This is a genomic window from Ruegeria sp. CE8 (genome assembly GCF_056537465.1).
In genome coordinates this window covers 205,794-222,456 of record NZ_JBQFRP010000002.1, presented here as the reverse complement: position 1 = coordinate 222,456, position 16,663 = coordinate 205,794, and the positions used below count along the sequence as shown (strand labels likewise).

General features: G+C 58.6%; 19 protein-coding genes. 10 read left to right on the top strand and 9 right to left on the bottom strand.

All coding sequences use genetic code 11. The features are described from left to right. Positions 1-36 precede the first annotated feature (36 nt). From ACR0AA_RS04025 to ACR0AA_RS04005, 5 genes are read left to right on the top strand one after another with little or no spacing between them, the layout of a single operon-like run. The gene (locus tag ACR0AA_RS04025) at positions 37-639 is read left to right on the top strand and encodes a VOC family protein (RefSeq protein ID WP_480662487.1); all 603 of its coding nucleotides are present in this window, start codon (positions 37-39) and stop codon (positions 637-639) included. After that, positions 636-1,160 carry an N-acetyltransferase family protein gene (locus ACR0AA_RS04020; protein ID WP_480755490.1) on the top strand — a complete coding sequence of 175 codons (525 nt, stop codon included), beginning with the start codon at positions 636-638 and terminating at the stop codon, positions 1,158-1,160. The genes ACR0AA_RS04025 and ACR0AA_RS04020 overlap by 4 nt, the downstream gene beginning before the upstream one ends. A 9-nt stretch (positions 1,161-1,169) precedes the next feature. Beyond that, positions 1,170-1,850, top strand: coding sequence for a TerB family tellurite resistance protein (locus tag ACR0AA_RS04015; RefSeq protein ID WP_480755489.1), 681 nt, complete (start codon positions 1,170-1,172; stop codon positions 1,848-1,850). A 3-nt stretch (positions 1,851-1,853) separates the two neighbouring features. After that, positions 1,854-2,849, top strand: a complete 996-nt coding sequence (locus ACR0AA_RS04010; RefSeq protein ID WP_480755488.1) for an endonuclease/exonuclease/phosphatase family protein — start codon at positions 1,854-1,856, stop codon at positions 2,847-2,849. Positions 2,850-2,886: 37 nt separating this feature from the next. Beyond that, positions 2,887-3,261, top strand: coding sequence for a hypothetical protein (locus ACR0AA_RS04005; RefSeq protein ID WP_480662493.1), 375 nt, complete (start codon positions 2,887-2,889; stop codon positions 3,259-3,261). 3 nt (positions 3,262-3,264) lie between these two features. Here ACR0AA_RS04005 and ACR0AA_RS04000 read toward each other — a convergent pair whose 3' ends face one another. The 5 genes from ACR0AA_RS04000 to ACR0AA_RS03980 all read right to left on the bottom strand — a co-directional run bounded on the left by ACR0AA_RS04000 (position 3,265) and on the right by ACR0AA_RS03980 (position 9,049). Continuing rightward, positions 3,265-4,809 carry a Ppx/GppA family phosphatase gene (locus ACR0AA_RS04000; protein ID WP_480662880.1) on the bottom strand — a complete coding sequence of 515 codons (1,545 nt, stop codon included), beginning with the start codon at positions 4,807-4,809 and terminating at the stop codon, positions 3,265-3,267. Between the two features lie 61 nt (positions 4,810-4,870). Continuing rightward, positions 4,871-5,548, bottom strand: a complete 678-nt coding sequence (locus ACR0AA_RS03995) for an HdaA/DnaA family protein (RefSeq protein ID WP_480662494.1) — start codon at positions 5,546-5,548, stop codon at positions 4,871-4,873. Beyond that, a complete protein-coding gene (locus ACR0AA_RS03990) occupies positions 5,548-6,621 on the bottom strand; it encodes an AI-2E family transporter (RefSeq protein ID WP_480755487.1) in 1,074 nt (357 codons plus the stop codon). The genes ACR0AA_RS03995 and ACR0AA_RS03990 overlap by 1 nt, the downstream gene beginning before the upstream one ends. A gap of 89 nt (positions 6,622-6,710) precedes the next feature. Then, on the bottom strand, positions 6,711-7,685 hold the full coding sequence (locus ACR0AA_RS03985) for an isopenicillin N synthase family dioxygenase (RefSeq protein ID WP_480662498.1): 975 nt from the start codon (positions 7,683-7,685) through the stop codon (positions 6,711-6,713). Beyond that, entirely contained in the window at positions 7,685-9,049 is a 1,365-nt protein-coding gene (locus ACR0AA_RS03980; protein WP_480662499.1) for an FAD-dependent oxidoreductase, read from the bottom strand. Before ACR0AA_RS03980 ends, ACR0AA_RS03985 begins: the two co-directional genes overlap by 1 nt. A gap of 167 nt (positions 9,050-9,216) precedes the next feature. Here ACR0AA_RS03980 and proS point away from each other — a divergent pair, with 167 nt between their 5' ends. After that, positions 9,217-10,557 (top strand): proline--tRNA ligase, encoded by a 1,341-nt coding sequence (gene proS, locus ACR0AA_RS03975; RefSeq protein ID WP_480662500.1) that lies wholly within the window; start codon positions 9,217-9,219, stop codon positions 10,555-10,557. Beyond that, entirely contained in the window at positions 10,541-11,434 is an 894-nt protein-coding gene (locus ACR0AA_RS03970; RefSeq protein WP_480755486.1) for a glycosyltransferase family 2 protein, read from the top strand. Before proS ends, ACR0AA_RS03970 begins: the two co-directional genes overlap by 17 nt. Here ACR0AA_RS03970 and ACR0AA_RS03965 read toward each other — a convergent pair. Further along, positions 11,431-11,790, bottom strand: coding sequence for a hypothetical protein (locus tag ACR0AA_RS03965; RefSeq protein WP_480662504.1), 360 nt, complete (start codon positions 11,788-11,790; stop codon positions 11,431-11,433). The two genes, ACR0AA_RS03970 and ACR0AA_RS03965, sit on opposite strands and share 4 nt — an antisense overlap. 540 nt (positions 11,791-12,330) lie before the next feature. Between ACR0AA_RS03965 and ACR0AA_RS03960 the strand changes: the two genes are divergently transcribed. Beyond that, positions 12,331-13,626 (top strand): lipoprotein-releasing ABC transporter permease subunit, encoded by a 1,296-nt coding sequence (locus ACR0AA_RS03960; RefSeq protein ID WP_480755485.1) that lies wholly within the window; start codon positions 12,331-12,333, stop codon positions 13,624-13,626. Next, positions 13,619-14,305 (top strand): ABC transporter ATP-binding protein, encoded by a 687-nt coding sequence (locus ACR0AA_RS03955; RefSeq protein WP_480755484.1) that lies wholly within the window; start codon positions 13,619-13,621, stop codon positions 14,303-14,305. The genes ACR0AA_RS03960 and ACR0AA_RS03955 overlap by 8 nt, the downstream gene beginning before the upstream one ends. Here ACR0AA_RS03955 and ACR0AA_RS03950 read toward each other — a convergent pair. Further along, entirely contained in the window at positions 14,289-14,726 is a 438-nt protein-coding gene (locus tag ACR0AA_RS03950) for a DMT family transporter (protein WP_480662510.1), read from the bottom strand. The genes ACR0AA_RS03955 and ACR0AA_RS03950 overlap by 17 nt on opposite strands. Positions 14,727-14,823: 97 nt before the next feature. Between ACR0AA_RS03950 and ACR0AA_RS03945 the strand changes: the two genes are divergently transcribed. Next, complete coding sequence (locus tag ACR0AA_RS03945; protein ID WP_480755483.1) at positions 14,824-15,222, top strand: c-type cytochrome; 399 nt, start codon at positions 14,824-14,826, stop codon at positions 15,220-15,222. A gap of 9 nt (positions 15,223-15,231) precedes the next feature. Here the strand turns inward: ACR0AA_RS03945 and ACR0AA_RS03940 are convergent, their stop codons facing one another. Together ACR0AA_RS03940 and ACR0AA_RS03935 are read right to left on the bottom strand one after the other, a co-directional pair. Then, positions 15,232-15,918 carry a hypothetical protein gene (locus ACR0AA_RS03940; protein WP_480755482.1) on the bottom strand — a complete coding sequence of 229 codons (687 nt, stop codon included), beginning with the start codon at positions 15,916-15,918 and terminating at the stop codon, positions 15,232-15,234. Between the two features lie 41 nt (positions 15,919-15,959). Beyond that, entirely contained in the window at positions 15,960-16,622 is a 663-nt protein-coding gene (locus ACR0AA_RS03935) for a DNA-3-methyladenine glycosylase I (RefSeq protein WP_480755481.1), read from the bottom strand. Between the last annotated feature and the right edge of the window lie 41 nt (positions 16,623-16,663).

Below are 16,663 nucleotides of genomic sequence, written 5' to 3'. Positions count from 1 at the left end.
ATTAGGGTCTGGTCGTTTTCCATAGGAGGGGCGCGCGTGTTACTGGATCATCTGGCCGTTGCCGGCGAAACGCTGGAAGAGGCATCGGCGCATATCGAACAGGCGTTGGGTGTGCCGCTGCAGGACGGCGGCAAACACGAAACCTTCGGGACGTATAACCGGTTGCTGGGTCTGCGGGACGGTCTATACCTTGAGGCAATCGCGATCGATCCGGAAGCTCCGAACCCGCAAAGAACCAGATGGTTCGATCTTGATCGGTTCAATGGTTCGCCTCGTCTGACCAATTGGATTTGCCAGGTGTCGGATATCGAAGCCTCGCTTACCGTTTTCCCGGATGGTGCCGGCCACCCAATTGATCTGGCCCGAGGGGCATTGCGCTGGCAAATGGCGGTGCCGCCGAATGGTCGTTTGCCTTTCGATAATCTGTTCCCGGCGCTCATCCAGTGGCACGGAGACTTGCATCCGGCGAAGATGTTGCGGGATAGTGGCTGCCGATTGCAGCGCCTTGTGGTCTTCCACCCGGACGCCTTGGAACTGGCCCGACTCTTAGGTGATTTGGAGATCGTGGTGTTCGATACCGGCCCGGCTGCGTTACGGGCAGAGTTCGAGACACCGCACGGACCGCGCGTGCTGGAATGAGGATCAGGCAAGCCCGGGGCGCAGATGCCAATGAGATCGCCGCGATCACCAACGCGATCATCCGCGATACGCATGTGACGTTCACCACAGATGAACGCAGTGTGGATAGCATTGCCAGCGATATCGAAGCCCGAGGACCCGCCTATCTTGTCGCCGAATCGAACGGCCAGGTTCTTGGGTTTGCCACCTATTCACAGTTTCGTTCCGGACCCGGGTATGCGCAGTGCAGTGAGCACACGATCCAATTGGCACCCGAGGCTCGTGGGCAGGGCGCAGGTCGTGCTTTGATGACGGAGCTCGAGGCGACAGCACGGGCACAAGGTGTGCATGTGTTGGTGGCTGGTATTTCCTCTGCCAATCCGGATGCTGTTTCTTTTCACGCAGCCTTGGGTTTTTCGGAAGTTGGCCGCATGCCCGAGGTCGGGTTCAAGTGGGGAAAACGGTTAGACCTTGTCCTGATGCAGAAAATTCTTGCCCAGGACGGATTGGTCGCACCTGACATGCGCGATTTGGGGCGCTAGGGTGCGCGCATGTCGATCTGGATCAGAATATCCGATGCGCTAAGCGCGCTTGCACAGGGCGAAAGCCTGACCGCTGTCTTCGAAAAACTGCGCTCGCCGCCTGAACGGTCCGTGGCGTTCACCATCGCTGTGATCGCGCTGGGCGCAAAAATGGCCAAGGCGGATGGCCAGGTGACGCGGGATGAGGTCACGGCATTTCGCGACGTTTTCCAGATCGCCCGCGAAGATGAAGAAGGTGCCGCGCGTGTGTTCAACATGGCCCGCACGGACGTCGCAGGCTATCAGGACTATGCCCGCAAGATCGCACGTATGTTCTCAGAGGACAGCACCACACTTTGCGACTTGATGGAGGGGTTATTCCACATTGCGATGGCGGATGGGTTTTATCATCCCAACGAAAACGAGTTTCTCGAAGAGGTCAGCCGGATTTTCGGCCAGACCGATGCCCAGTTCATGGCTCTGCGCGCGCGCTTCGTGCCCGATGCGCCCAATGATCCCTATACGGTGCTTGGGGTTCCGCGCGACATGCCGCTGACCGATATCCGCAAGGTTTGGCGGCAACTTGTGCGTGAAACGCACCCCGATGCGATGCTGGCGCGTGGTGTCCCCGAAGAGGCCGTTCGATTGGCCGAGAAAAAGATGATCGACATCAACCGCGCCTGGGACGAAATCAACGGCGCGCGGGCCTGAGGCATGCGTCTGGCGACCTACAACATCGAATGGTTTGCCAATCTGTTTGACCGTCATGACGAACTGATCGTGGATGACAGTTGGTCGGGGCGCCACGATGTCACCAAAGCACAGCAGATTGAGGCCATCGCCAAGGTACTTACCGCGATCGATGCCGATGCTGTGCTGGTGGTCGAAGCACCAAACACTGGCAAATCTCAGAACACTGTCCGGGCATTGCAAAACTATGCCGAGGCTTTCGATCTGCGTACCAGCGAAGCTGTGATGGGATTTGCCAATGAGACGCATCAGGAACTGGCCTTGCTATACGATCCGCGCGTTCTGAAAGTGCGACAGGATCCAAAAGACGGAGGCCAAAGGGCCCCGCGTTTCGATCAGGATTTTCATATCGACCTTGATATCGACGCGACCGAGGATCAGGTGCAGTTTTCCAAGCCGCCGATGGAACTGGCCGCCGAAACCAAAGAGGGCGAACGGTTCCGCCTTATCGGCGCGCATCTGAAGTCAAAAGCGCCTCATGGGGCGGAATCCCGAGATGAGGCGATCCGTATCTCGATCGCCAATCGCCGGAAACAGTTGGCGCAAGCCATCTGGCTGGGCAGACGGGTCAAAGCACATCTTGCGGATGGTGAACAGGTGATCTTGCTGGGTGATCTGAACGACGGTCCGGGGCTGGACGAATTCGAGAACCTGTTCGGTCGCTCATCGGTCGAAATTCTGTTGCAATCAGGATTATTCGATCCCCACGCGGAAACGGCTTTCGGATCAGAAACGGGCGACCGCCCTTCGACGGCGCGTTTTTATCGCGCGGAAGATCGCGGGTACCTTGAGGCGTTGTTGGACTACATCATGATCAGCGACGGGTTAAAGGGGCGTCGCCCGGATTGGCGCATTTGGCATCCATTTCGCGATCCGGCCTGCCGTGGCGCGCGGGAGTTGCATGAGGCATTGCTTACGGCGTCTGACCATTTCCCTGTAACTCTGGATATCGAGCTGTGATCTTCCAACCGCGTTTCAGGTGCTCTATATTTTAGAAATGAAACATCTCATCCCCATTTGCGCGCTGACCGTGGCTATGGTCAATCCTGCCTCTGCCGAGGAAGAGGGGAGCAAATCCCTTATGGAGCAGGGGGCCGAGTTGTTCTTTGAGGGCCTGCGGCAAGAGATGGAACCCGCTCTGGAAGATCTTCTTGGGCTTGCGGACCAATTCGGCCCGGCCATGCAGTCATTTATCGCGGAAATGGGGCCCGCCTTGGCCGATCTGGCGGGTGAAATTCAGGATTGGAGCGCCTATGAAGCGCCCGAGATCTTACCCAACGGTGATATCATTATTCGAAAGAAGCCCCCTCAGGACCCCGATGTGCAGCCGGAATTGCCTGAAAGCGCGCCCGAGGGCGAGATCGAAATCTGAGGTTTAGTCCCGGATGATGACGCGGGTCTCTGATTTCAGTGCGCTGGCCAGTGAATTCAACCGCGCCACGGCGACCTCGCTGAACAAGGGGCTTGCCGCAGTGGGCAGAAACAGCTCAAGCTGCCGCTTTTTGGGATAGAATTTCAACGTTCCCATTTTGGCGTCGTTTTTCATCCACAACATGGCACCAAACCGCATCGCCTTACCCAATATCTCGGCCTGTTTCTGGTCTTTCTCGTCTAGCAGTTCGTAGAGCGGGGCAAATCGGTTGCCTTCGCGCTTGTTTCGGTATCGGTGTTGCAACGCCAGCCCGATAAAGACCCGCTCCGAGTGTTTCAGGCCACCCAGATTGGCGCGCGTCACGTTGTCAAAGCAGACCTCGGCCCGATAGTCGGGATGGGCACGCCAACTGACATCATGCAAAAGGCAGGCCGCTTTCACCAGGCGCACACGCGCGGGCGGGGCAGACTTGAACAGCGGCATGACGAAATCGAACAGGTGTTTGCCAAAGCCGGGTAAACGGGAATCCTTGGCTTCGGAAAATCTGCTTGCCTCGATCAGCGGGTCGCAGTCTCGCAGGTTCTGCGGCATCTGCTCATACAGCAACCCTTCGCGGATACCATAGCTTGAGATTGCGATATCCTTGGGTTTGAACGTGCGGATCAATCGCGCCAGGACGTCCATCGCATAGGGCATCAGTGCCATCCGTGACCCTGACACCCCGGCCTGACTGCGCAGCTTATCCGGATCACCCTTTTCAATGAGCTTGATGGTCTCGCGCACCTGTTTTGTGGTCATGCGGTATTCATGCAGTACGTTCAGGGGATACCCCCGGCGCAGCATGTCCAGTCGCGCAAAGGCTCGCCAACTACCGCCCACAAGGAACAGCCGGTCGCGTTGCGGCCCCATCTGATCGCGCAGATTCTCCATCGTGGCTTTGATGTGAGCCTTGCGCGCCCGACGTCCGCCTTTGATGTCCCGCAGTTTCAGGGGACCCAGCGCCGAGGTCACACGCCGCCCGACATCACCGTCTCCAATTTCGGCAAGTTCCATGGATGACCCGCCGATGTCGCAGATCAGACCATACGCGCCGGGCCAGCCCAGCAAGACACCCTGCGCCGACAGGCGGGCCTCTTCGTCGCCGTTGACGACGGAAACGGTCAGGCCGGTTTCGGCTTTGACCTCGTCGCAAAACTCAGGGCCGTCCTTGGCTTCGCGTACCGCGGCAGTTGCAACGACATGCAAGCCGGGCAGGCCCAGATCGTCAGACAGCCGGGCAAACCGTCGCAACGCCGCCAGTGCGCGTTTGCGGCCAAGCGGGTTGAGGTGCCCGGTATCCGACAAGCCAGCACCCAGCTCGCACATCACCTTTTCATTGTAGAAGTAAGCCGGTGATCGCGCCGCGCCGTCAAAGATGACCATCCGGACCGAGTTCGATCCGACATCGACCACGCCCACGCGCGACAAGGCTCGCGCTTCGGGATCGTCGAAGAGGGGCTTGCCGAACGGCCCCCAGTCAGGGATTTCGGTTTCGACAGTCTGATCCATGTCACTTCCAGGTATTCCGGGTGCAGAATGCGAGATGACCGGTTGCGGGTCAATTACCAGATTAGACATCGTCCAAATCCGCGTTCAGAACACGCACTGCCAGCGCACGGGTTATGTCGCGTTTCTCCGACAGGGCAAGCTGGTCAAGTTGCGCCACGACGCTCGCCGCCGTTTCAAAGCGCCGGTCCATATGTTTGACCAGATAGGCGATCACGTCGGGGCTGGGGTTCAATTGCCGGTCCACGAACAGCTTGGCCAAAACCGCACCCAGCAGGGCGTCATCCGGTGGATCAAGCGCCACATGATGCGCGCCTTCGATCCGGCTTTGCAAGTCCGGCAATGGCAATTGCCAGAATTTGGGCGCAAGCCGTCCGGTCATCAGCAGGGCGTTTCCTTCTGCCAGCACAAGGTTGTGCAGGTGAAACAGCGTCTTTTGCTGTTCGGGATCACCAGCGACCATCGGTACGTCTTCCACCGCCACCGCGGTACCAGCGAGGCTGGGGACATCGTCGTATCTGACGTCTGAGGCCTGAATGATCCGCCCACCGGTTTCCGCCGCCCAGACATGGGCCAGATGGGTTTTTCCTGCGCCGGCGGGGCCGCTCAGTACCAGTTTGTTGCCCGGCCAGGAGGTGGCCGAGATCATTGCGACGGCCAAGGCATTCGCAGGCGATACAAAAAAATCCTCACGCCCCAGCGCCGTCTTGGCCGGAAGGTCAAAGCTCAGTTGAAGGGCCATTAGGAATCTTCCCGGTCCGCGCTTTCAAGGCCAGTATACAGGCGGCTATCGAGGTAGACCGATGTACCAAACCGCGCGATCACGCCCAGTGCCGCAGCGACGGGAACGGCAACCAGCATCCCGACAAAGCCGAACAACGCTCCAAAGACCGACAGGGCCAGCAGCAACCAGACAGGGTGCAGGCCAACTGAGTTTCCAACAAGTTTCGGCGTCAGGAAATTGCCCTCGGCCACTTGACCCAGCGCAAAGATACCGGCAACCAGACCAATATACGCCCAATCTCCCCAGAACTGGAACAGAGCCAGACCGATGGCCAGCGTGCCGCCGATAAGCGCCCCGAGGTAAGGGATGAACGTGACCAGCCCGGCAATAAATCCGACAATCAATCCGAATTGCAGGCCGACAGCCATCAGCGCCACGGCGTAGTACGTGCCGAGGATCAGGCAGACAGTGCCCATGCCGCGAACGAATGAGGCCAGAACGGCGTCAATTTCTCCGGCCAGACGTTTGATCGTGGGGGCGTGGTCGCGCGGCAGCAGCTCTCCGATGCGGGCGATCATGCGATCCCAATCCAGCAGCATGTAGACGGCCACGACCGGAACGATAACCAGCAGAACGACCACATTGATCGCGGACCCTACCGAGGCTGCAACGGATTGCAGAACGTCGCCTGTCTTGGATTTCAGCGTCTCGCCCAGCGACACCAGAGCCTGATGCGAATTGGACTCGCGATCCAAAAGGGATGGAAACTGTTGTTCAATGAAGCCGCGCAGTTGTTGGAACAGGCTGGGCATGACCTCGACCAGCTCGATCAACTGAGTGATCAGGGCTGGCACCACCATCAGGATCATCAGGGCAAAACTCAGGATGCCGACAACTGTGATGATCGCGGTGGCCGCCATGCGTGACAGACCGAGGTTTTCCAGCCGGTCCGCAACCGGATCAAGGAAATAGGCGATGGCGCCGCCGATCACGAACGGCAGCAGAACGTCTCCAAGTGCCCACAAGCAAAGCACAAAAATTGCAGCGGCAATGCCCCAGTATCTGAGTTGATCCTTTACCGGCAAGGCCATGCGTGTCCCCTTGTTCTTGGCTTTTACCGGTGTTCTTGGCTTATGCGGCCCTGTGATGCAAGCGGTTCATGCGTGGGGTTTTCCAGACCTCAGGAGCTTAGAGTGCCAAGCTCCGGGGTGTCGGCGGTGGCGGTTTCGTCCGGCCAGTTGGTGCGCCAGATTTCGGCCGACCAATGCCCGCAGTGAACTGACGGCCGGTCAAAACCGGGCACAGGTGTCAGCAGCGGCGCTACGACAACGTCGTGACGTGGAACCGCGAAATAGGGGAAAGAGTAGCGCTCTTTGCCTGATGTGTTGACCACCCGATGGGGTGTGGATTTCAACCGGCCGCCCGACCACAATTCGAGCATGTCACCGATATTGACGACAAACCCGCCGGGCGGACAATCCGGAGTGATCCAGCCGCCGTCGCGGGTTTGTACCTCAAGTCCACCGACAGGGTCCGGCGCGATGATGGTCAGAGCGTCCGTGTCTTTGTGCGGATGAATGCCGAACCCTTCCTCGTCCGGAGCCTGCGGAGGGTAGTGCAGCAACGTCATGTTGGTCATTGGTGTGACGAAGGCGTCACTCAAGACGTTCGGCTTCAGGTCCAGACCGATCTCCAGTGCGCCCAACAGCAAGTCCGTCACCCGGTCCAGTTGCACCCAATAATCCAGAATAACATCCCGCGCCTCGGGCACTTCGTTCGGCCAGAGGTTCGGGCCATAGAGCGCGCAGTCCTGACGCACCGAGGCTTCCTCGGGCACATCGAAATGCAGCTTGTAGCCTTCGTATTTGTCCGCTTTGCCCGAGCCGTCGTTTGGAGTGAAAAACCCCATCGGAATGTAACCGCGATAGTTGTCGCGGGTGATGGCCTGATCCCACTTGCTCTGTTCGCCGATGTCAAAGATCGCCCGAGCCTTGGCACGCACCTCATCGACGGTTTCCTGCGAAACACCGGTGCCGGTGATGGACAGGAATCCGATATCGGTGCACGCATCAAGGATTCTCCGGACCGTAGCACCGTGATCCGGGTGCGAAGCGTCGTTGAGCGGAGAAATGTCGATCGTAGGAATTGTTTGCATCAGTGAATCCTCACGCCTTGGCGGTCCAGCTCTGCATGGACTGGGGCAAGGTTCAGCTTGTGCAGCTCCTGATTGCTTTTCAGCGACAGCGCCGCTGCGATACCCGCGCCCTGACCCATGACCGCGCAGCAGGCCATGTTACGTGTCGCTGCGTGGGCAACCCTATCCGCACCGTGCGAGCGGCCAGCGACCAGCAGCCCTTTGACACCTTTGGGCAACATCGAGCGATAGGGCACCTGCATGTACCGCCCGGTGGTCGGCAGGATCAGGATGCCATATCCATCGATGAATTCGGGGTAAATGCCGATCGTATCCTCGAACCGGCCCTGATGGCGAGCGTCATCTTCGGTCATGTTGTAGACTGCGTCGATCTTGCGGGTGTCGCGGATGCCGATAGTCATCCCAAAGTTCCGCAGCCGTGCGTTTTCACAACCGGGCATGAACCGGCGCAGCGCCTCAATGGCAAGCATCGACTGACGGCGGCCCTCAATCTCGCCCCGTGTCAGGCTATCGGGGTCTGTGCCGTCGACCTCGGCCAGATGGATGAGGTTCATATAGGTCAGTTCACCCGTATCGTGCATCGCGCCCCATGTGCCTGCGATGGTGTTCAGATGCGGTGGGATCAACCCCTCATCAATGGCCTGCTGGAAGGGCTTGTGCACGAAGGGTGAGAACATATCGTCCTCTTTGCCCGAGGTCTCAATGTTCCACTCGCCGCCACCGCCCCAATCTTTATAGGTTTGCGGGTCGGCCTTTACGCCCTCCATAAAGGCGCGCTTGTCGACACCGGCCAGATGGAACATGACCGAGGCCGCCATCATGTCTTCGCGGGCAGTTTTGTGGGTCGGCGCACCTGCGCGGTGGGCGACGTCTGCGTCTCCGGTGGCGTCGATCACGACCTTGGCCAAAATCGCCTCGCGCCCTGCCTTGGACTCTGTGATGATGCCGGTGATCCGGTCGCCCTCCATGATCGGAGCGACGAACTGCCGGTGCAGCATCGGGTGGACGCCTGCCTCTTCGACCAGTTTGTCGGCAACCAGTTTGAACCCTTCGCTGTCCAACTCATAACTCAGCGACTGGCTTTCGGGCACAGCAGCGCCCATTTCCTTGGCGCGGTTTTCGAACTCCATACCAATACCGCCGGCCTCGACCGTTTGTTCGTGCCGGTACCAGGCGAATCCTTCGACGCCAACGGCGGTGATGTTGCCACCCATGCAGCCGAACCGGTCGACCAGAGACACCTCGGCCCCCGCGCGCGCGGCTGCCAACGCGGCGGCCAATCCGGCGGGGCCGGAGCCTACGACCAGAACGTCCGTTTGGTGGACGACAGGGATATGACGAGCGGGTTCCTGAATGGTCTGCATGGGTGCCCCCTGGAATTTACATTTCAGTCACAATTGAAAACCCTGACTGGCGGGTCAATCAAAAATCCGACTGACTTGGGGTCGCAAAATTACCATTGGCCGATTGCCCCCAGCGGGGCTTTGGAATAATGACCTTTGAAGTCCGAATTCACCTTTAAAGGTTCAAAATGCGCCTCAGCCGTTACTTTCTGCCCGTTCTCAAGGAAAACCCCTCCGAGGCCCAGATCGTCAGCCACCGGCTGATGCTGCGTGCCGGGATGATCAAGCAAGCGTCTGCCGGGATCTATTCGTGGCTTCCGCTGGGCTTCAAGGTTCTGCGCAAGCTGGAAAACATCATCCATGAAGAGCAGGCGCGCGCTGGCCATATTGCGATCCAGATGCCCATCATTCAATCGGCGGACCTGTGGCGCGAATCCGGTCGCTATGATGACTACGGTCAGGAAATGCTGCGTATGAAAGACCGGCATGACCGCGATATGCTGTTCACGCCGACCGCCGAAGAACTGGTGACCGACATCTTCCGCGGCCACGTCAACAGCTACAAGGACCTGCCGTTGACGCTTTACCAGATCCAGTGGAAATTCCGCGATGAGATCCGCCCCCGCTTCGGCGTGATGCGTGGTCGTGAGTTCTATATGAAGGACGGATACAATTTCGACCTGACCAAAGAGGATGCGCTGCACGCCTATAACCGTCATCTGGTCACTTATCTGCGCACCTATGAGCGTATGGGCCTGCAGGCCCTGCCAATGCGCGCCGACTCCGGCCCCATCGGTGGCGACAATACGCACGAATTCCTCGTGCTGGCCGATACCGGTGAGTCCGAGGTGTTTTACGACAGTGCAGTCACCGACTTGACCTTTGGTGATCGTCAGATCGATTATGATGACCGCGCGCAGTGTCAGGCGATCCTGGAAGAATTCACTTCGAAATATGCTCGTACAGATGAAACTCATGACGAGGTGCTGTTCAACCAGATCCCGGAAGAGCGTCGCCGCGTGGCGCGCGGGATCGAGGTTGGCCAGATCTTCTATTTCGGTACCAAGTATTCCGAGGCCATGGGCGCAACTGTTCAAGGCCCGGATGGCAAGCCGACGCCGGTTCACATGGGCAGCCACGGTATCGGCGTCAGCCGTCTGGTCGGCGCGATCATCGAGGCCAGCCATGACGACAAAGGTATCATCTGGCCGGAAGGCGTAACTCCGTTCCATTGCGGGATCGTCAACCTGAAACAGGGTGATGACGAGGCCGACGCAGCCTGCGACAAGATCTACGGCGCGCTGACTGCTCTGGGGCTCGAGCCGCTTTACGATGATCGCAACGAAAGGGCCGGGGGCAAGTTCGCCACCATGGACCTGATCGGTCTGCCATGGCGCATCACGGTTGGTCCGCGCGGTCTGAAGAACGGGGTGGTTGAACTGACAAGCCGTCGCACCGGCGAAAGCGAAGAGCTGAGCCCCGAGGCCGCCGTCACCAAGATCGCCGAGATCTATGAGCGCATCGGCTGACCCAATCGGCGCGCCGCTGATCTCGGTCATCACTGCGACCTACAACCTGCTGTCGCAAGGGCGGCAGGATAGCTTTCGCGAGGTGATCGATTGCATGGCGCGCCAGGGCTGTGTCCGGGCTGAGCACATTATTCAGGACGGCGCTTCGACCGATGGGACTGTGGAGTTTCTGCAGGAATTGACTGCGGATGCTCCACGCACCCGTCTGATCAGCGAACCGGATTCTGGTTTGTATGATGCCATGAACAAGGGGGCGCAGGCCGCACACGGGGAATACCTGCTGTTCCTGAACTCGGATGATTCCTTGGCGTCCGATGACATCTTGAACACCGTCGCCGATCGGCTTGAGGCAACCCGGCCGGATTTCCTCTATGGCTCGACCTTGCGGCGGTACGAGGACGGATCGGAAACCCGAGAAAAGCGGATGTCGCTGACAGCGATCCTGCAGCGGATGCCATTCTGCCATAATTCAGTGCTGTTGAAACGGGATGTGTTCCTCGCTCTGGGCGGGCACGACACGCAGTTTCGCGTTGCTGCCGATTACGATCTGATGTTGCGGTTATTGACCGAAGGGTATCAAAGCGAACGCACGGACGACCCGATTTCCATGTTCTGGGGCAGGGGAGTGACCAGCGACATTGTAATAACCGCCGAAGATTACGCCCGTGTCTGGATGAAATACTACGAAGGGTTCAAAGCGGCCCACGACCTGACGCCGGAAGACTTCTTCCGGTTCTTCCGGCGCGGCCACATGCCCGCGCCTTTGATCCTGGAACGATTGTTAAAGCCCGGTACATCGGACGCAATCAAAGCAGCCGCACGCCACAGCTTGTGGAAGACCATGCGCCGGTCTGTTCAGTTCTGGCGCAGCTACTAGGCGCGGCCCGCCGTCGGACGGGCTGTCAGAATGTCTCCGTCAGCTTGCTGACCTCGCGCGACCACGATCGGACGTCCTAACCTCCGGACCAGTTCCTTGAATTCAAGGCCCAGAAAGCGCAGTCCGCAAACCCGGTCTCCGGTCAGGTTGTCCGTGATGCACATCCGTCCATCCCGGAAGACAAGACCATAACCCTTGTCGTTCAGGATGCCCGTCAGACCCGCCCAGCTTGCAGCGCTGGCAAAGATCGGAAGTATCGTTGCACGCAGCAAGGCTGCGGATTCACAATCCAGTTCTGTTGATATTTGTCGGACCGAAATAGTGTCCGGTAGTTCTGATTCAATTCGAATACTCATGAGCGACCCCCGCTCTAAAAATGTATTCCCCCGTAATAAGGGTGACAAAATTTCCAAAAATAAGCAAAAAGCGAAATAAAGTTGCGTCTAAAATGTTGCATTTTGAGTTCAGTTTGCCTCGCCGTGCTCACATTGACTTCATACATGAAACAATATCCAGCTGTCTGTGAAGAGCGTCACAACCGATGGTGTATTCGGTTGGCGGGCGATCTCCTTTTAGTTCGAATGCATGTTCGACCCAGGGCACGACTGATTCGCAGATTCCGAGCTTTGACGTGAATTGGACAAGGTGGAAATCTCTGACCTAAGACCACCATCCATGAAGGCAATCGCCTGAAAATTGCAGCTCTTGCGTCTATGACATGGCGCGATGCACTGCCTGGCCTTCGCGATTTCCAGCGGGACCGGACCAGGCGGCCCCGACCCGTGAGGCGGAGAACAGGTGCTAATCCGCACGGCGGGACCGACGGGGCCGACTACCGGGTTGACCATCTGGTGAAATGCCGAAAGGGTCGCGTCAACAAAGCAACCGGAACAAGCATGGCCAAAACACCCCCGCCCTTTGCCCCCTTTGAATGGAAAATCGCCTGGCGTTACCTGCGCGCCCGTCGCGCCGAGGGTGGCGTCAGCGTTATGACGTGGATTTCCCTTGTCGGGATCACGTTGGCCGTTTTTGCGCTGATTGCCACTTTGGCCGTCAGATCGGGGTTCCGGTCTGAATTTGTGGGCACCATTCTGGGCGCCAACGCGCATGTGACGGTCTATTCTGCTGGCGAGTTTGACGCACAGGGGCGCGTGGACCGTAGGATCGCGGACTACGAAGAAATGACTACCCGAATTGCGCAGGTTCCCGGTGTGGAACGTGCAGCCCCTCTGGTCAAAGGCCAGGTCCTGATCACCAATCGCGACCGCAGCAGCGGGGTCGAGGTGTTTGGTATTCAACCCGACGACCTGCGTGATCTGCCGGGCGTAGCGGAAAGCGAACAGGCTGTCGGTGACCTGTCTCAGTTTCAGAACGGCGAAGATGTGATTGCCATCGGGTCTGGTGTGGCCCGCAGCATTGGTGCGACAGTTGGTGACACGGTCAAACTGACATCACCCAACGGAGTAAAGACCGCCTTTGGTACTTCCCCGCGCGTAAACGCTTATCGCGTAGTCTACGTTTTCTCAGCGGGGCGATATGACATCGACCGGACCCGCGTTTACATGCCGTTCGAACAGGCCCAGGCCTTTTTCAATCGCGAAGGTGTAGCTGACGAAATCGAAGTGATGGTCGAACGACCCGAGGAGATGAATCCCGTCCTGATCCCGATCCTCGAGGCTGCGGGCCCGCGCAGTCAGATCTGGACATGGAAGGACGCCTCGGGCGGGTTCCTGCGGGCGCTGGAAGTTGAGGACAATGTGATGTTCATCATCCTGTCGATCCTTGTCTTGATCGCCGCGATGAATATCGTTTCCGGCCTGATCATGCTGGTCAAGAACAAGGGGCGGGACATTGGCATCCTCCGCACCATCGGGTTGAGCGAAGGTTCCGTTCTGCGGGTCTTTTTCATCTGTGGGGCATTCACCGGGATCATCGGCACGGCGATCGGGGTGATCCTGGGTTGTCTGTTTGCAATCTATATCGATCCGATTTTCTCGTTCGTGAACTATGTTATGGGTGGTGGAGTATGGGACCCGTCCATTCGCGGTATTTATTCCCTGCCGGCTGAGTTGCACCTGACAGACGTTCTCAAGGCAATCGGATTGTCGCTGGGGCTGTCCTTCTTTGTCACCTATTTCCCCGCCCGTCGCGCGGCGCGGATGAATCCGGTTGAGGCGCTGCGCTATGAATGATGTGACGATGCGGTTGGATGGCCTGACCAAAACCTATCTTAAAGGCACACCCGGCGAGGTTCAGGTGTTACGCGGTGTCGACTTGGAACTTCGCGCTGGCGAGGCGGTGGCCTTGGTGGCGCCGTCCGGTGCAGGTAAGTCGACGCTGTTGCACATCGCTGGGTTGCTGGACACTCCGGACAACGGGTCGGTGGAGATTTCGGGTCAGAATGTGGCGGGCAGGGGCGACAGGACGCGTACCGCTCTGCGGCGGCAGGATGTGGGGTTTGTGTACCAGTTCCACCACTTGCTGCCTGAATTCACCGCGCTCGAAAACATCACTCTGCCGCAACTGGCCAACGGTATCTCCGAGAAAACCGCGCAAGCAAGGGCAATGACGTTGTTGGACCGTGTTGGCGTCGCAGCACGCGCGGACCACCGCCCTGCCGCGTTGTCAGGTGGCGAGCAGCAGCGGGTGGCTTTTTGTCGGGCCTTGGCCAACGAGCCGCGCATTCTGTTGGCGGATGAACCGACTGGCAATCTGGACCCTGAAACGTCTGATCAGGTGTTTGATGCCCTGATGGCGCTGGTCCGGGACGAGGGGCTTTCGGCGCTGATCGCGACGCACAACATGGACCTTGCGGCGCGGATGGACCGAAAGCTGCGGCTTGAAGCGGGTATGCTCAGGCCAGTTGAGTAATGGCGACCCCGACGGCCATCACTGCGATGCCCCCGGCGCGGATCCAGGTCAGCGGCGTGATCTGAGCGCCAAACAGGCCAAAGTGATCAATGGCCGCCGTGCTGATCAGTTGCCCCAGCAAAACAAAGAACACTGCGTTGCCGACGCCGAAATGTGGCGCGACATGTGTGATGGACAGAACGTAGAACGCAATCAAGACGCCGGCCAAAAGCAGGTGTTTCGGCGCTTGGCCCACCTTCGACAAAGCCTCCATGCCCGGAAACAGCAGCATGACCAGCGCCGAAGCGATGAACGCGATGGCAAACAGGATCACCGCTGCAGTGGTGGGCGACCCGATCAGCTTGCCCAGAGCCGCATTCAGCGCCGCCAGAATCGGGACACCGATCCCGGCTGCCAACATGATCGCTGCGTATTGAGTCATTGCCTGTATCCTCTGCGCCCGGTTCGTTGATCTGGATCATTGCGCCAAGCTGTCCGACGGGCAAGCCTGCAAATGTCAATCGAGACAGGAGGATGCGATGATCAGGCCCTTGTACCGGACTATTTGCTTGGGGTTGGCCACTGTGGCGTCTCAGGCCGTGGCGCAGAACGTGGAAACAGGTGCCGAGTTGTATGGGCATTATTGCGCCACGTGCCATGGGATTGATGCAACCGGGCACGGTCCAATGGCTGGTGTGCTGATCATTCAACCCACTGATCTGACGCAACTTGCCGGAGAGGATGGCGTTTTCCCAACGGCCCGCGTCGTGGCGCGTATCGACGGGCGCGACCCGTTGGTCAGTCACGGTAGCCCGATGCCCGTCTATGGCCCCTATTTCGAGGGGCAAGACACCTCGATGAAAACACCTGATGGCCAGCCGATCCTGACCAGTCAGCCGATTGTGGACCTGGTGGCATATCTGCAAACGCTTCAATGAAACTTGGCCTTAGCGGCAGATACCCTCGACCTTGGCCCCGCTCCAGGGGATGACAACGGCACGTTCCCGTTCTGCGCCCGGCAGGGGCGACAGATCGAAATGTGTACCCAGCATTTCGTGAAGCCTTTGCGTTCGCGGTGCGGCCGGATCCAGCGCCCGGCAGCAAACATATTCTTCGACAATCGCCCCCTGTTGCTCGAACCCATAGGACAGAAAGTCCGGCGATTTCTTCAGATCGAACTGATAGGGGTCCTTGTTCCCGCCATGCTCGGCAGCTGCGCGTAGGGGGTGGTATCCGGTGGTCTTGCGATTCTGCCATTGCCAGACATGGGTCAATTCGTGCGCCAGCAACATCGCGGAAATCAGGTCCATTTGCTCTGGAAAGTCGGACATATAGTCCTCAAGATACCATTCCTCTGTGAAATAGATCTTGTTGAACAAGGCAACAGCAGCCGGTTTTGCGGTGACGATCCCTTCTTCGGTTGGGGGAAGAATACGTTCCCGGCAGGCCAGGCGTGGGCGGTCTTTGCGGTAGAACGTGATTGGCGCGACCGGAGCACCCTCAACCAGACGCACGCGATCCAAGTTCAGTGTTTCCCCCTGGACAACACTGGCAAAGTCGCGTTCCTGATCCGTCAGCGGACGACCGCAGGCGGCAAACAGAAAGAGAAGCGTCATCAAAATGCGAAGGACCATAGTTCAAGCCTAATGCGAAGGCCCCGCGCTGCAACCCGTTTTCACAGGCTCATCGCCAACACACGGCTGATTTCTGTCAGCGAACGATTGGATTGATCCATCCACGTATTGAAGGCCTCTTGAACCGCCGCCATCGCTCTTTTCGAGGTCGGAGTCTTGTCGACCACTCCTTCGGCAACCAATCGCGCAGTCACGTCTTGCGAGAGGATAAAGCTGTCCCGCCGGGCAAAACGCATCGCATACTGGGCCGAGGCCCCACCCAGGCGTGATCCGCGCTTGGCCAACATCGCCAAAAGCCCGATGTAGTCGGTCGACGGCCAGCCGCCCAGAACCTGACCCGCGCCGCCTTCTTCGCGCAACTCCAGCAGAAAGGCAGCATTGTCGCGAACCGTGGCGATCTTGGTTCCATTCCGGACGATACGCTTGTCCTGAAGCAAAGCGTCGAATTTTTCATCATCCATGAAGGCGCAGCGCTCGACATCGAACCTATCAAAGGCGGCCTCAAAACCGTCCCATTTGTTTTCGATGACCTTCCAGTTGAACCCGGCCTGAAAGACGCATTTGGTGATGATCGAAAGCCAGCGATCGTCTGGCAGGGCCGCAAGCTCGGTCGGGCTTTTGGGTTTGTTCAGTTTTGCCTCCAAGGCAGCTGGACCGCCGTGGCGATCGGCTGCAATGGTGAATATCTCTTCAAAGTGGCGCATCTGTTGTGTCCTCCGCGGTCAGGTTTGCCCGACGGGCGGTG

Coding starts and splice junctions, on each gene's coding strand:
- ACR0AA_RS04000 (WP_480662880.1), bottom strand. CDS start 4,809: ATGGATCAGACTGTCGAAACCGAAATCCCTGACTGGGGGCCGTTCGGC.
- ACR0AA_RS03940 (WP_480755482.1), bottom strand. CDS start 15,918: ATGGTCCTTCGCATTTTGATGACGCTTCTCTTTCTGTTTGCCGCCTGC.
- ACR0AA_RS04015 (WP_480755489.1), top strand. CDS start 1,170: ATGTCGATCTGGATCAGAATATCCGATGCGCTAAGCGCGCTTGCACAG.
- ACR0AA_RS03965 (WP_480662504.1), bottom strand. CDS start 11,790: ATGAGTATTCGAATTGAATCAGAACTACCGGACACTATTTCGGTCCGA.
- ACR0AA_RS04010 (WP_480755488.1), top strand. CDS start 1,854: ATGCGTCTGGCGACCTACAACATCGAATGGTTTGCCAATCTGTTTGAC.
- ACR0AA_RS04020 (WP_480755490.1), top strand. CDS start 636: ATGAGGATCAGGCAAGCCCGGGGCGCAGATGCCAATGAGATCGCCGCG.
- ACR0AA_RS03945 (WP_480755483.1), top strand. CDS start 14,824: ATGATCAGGCCCTTGTACCGGACTATTTGCTTGGGGTTGGCCACTGTG.
- ACR0AA_RS04005 (WP_480662493.1), top strand. CDS start 2,887: ATGAAACATCTCATCCCCATTTGCGCGCTGACCGTGGCTATGGTCAAT.
- ACR0AA_RS03955 (WP_480755484.1), top strand. CDS start 13,619: ATGAATGATGTGACGATGCGGTTGGATGGCCTGACCAAAACCTATCTT.
- ACR0AA_RS03985 (WP_480662498.1), bottom strand. CDS start 7,685: ATGCAAACAATTCCTACGATCGACATTTCTCCGCTCAACGACGCTTCG.
- ACR0AA_RS03970 (WP_480755486.1), top strand. CDS start 10,541: ATGAGCGCATCGGCTGACCCAATCGGCGCGCCGCTGATCTCGGTCATC.
- ACR0AA_RS03995 (WP_480662494.1), bottom strand. CDS start 5,548: ATGGCCCTTCAACTGAGCTTTGACCTTCCGGCCAAGACGGCGCTGGGG.
- ACR0AA_RS03935 (WP_480755481.1), bottom strand. CDS start 16,622: ATGCGCCACTTTGAAGAGATATTCACCATTGCAGCCGATCGCCACGGC.
- ACR0AA_RS03980 (WP_480662499.1), bottom strand. CDS start 9,049: ATGCAGACCATTCAGGAACCCGCTCGTCATATCCCTGTCGTCCACCAA.
- proS (WP_480662500.1), top strand. CDS start 9,217: ATGCGCCTCAGCCGTTACTTTCTGCCCGTTCTCAAGGAAAACCCCTCC.
- ACR0AA_RS03950 (WP_480662510.1), bottom strand. CDS start 14,726: ATGACTCAATACGCAGCGATCATGTTGGCAGCCGGGATCGGTGTCCCG.
- ACR0AA_RS03960 (WP_480755485.1), top strand. CDS start 12,331: ATGGCCAAAACACCCCCGCCCTTTGCCCCCTTTGAATGGAAAATCGCC.
- ACR0AA_RS03990 (WP_480755487.1), bottom strand. CDS start 6,621: ATGGCCTTGCCGGTAAAGGATCAACTCAGATACTGGGGCATTGCCGCT.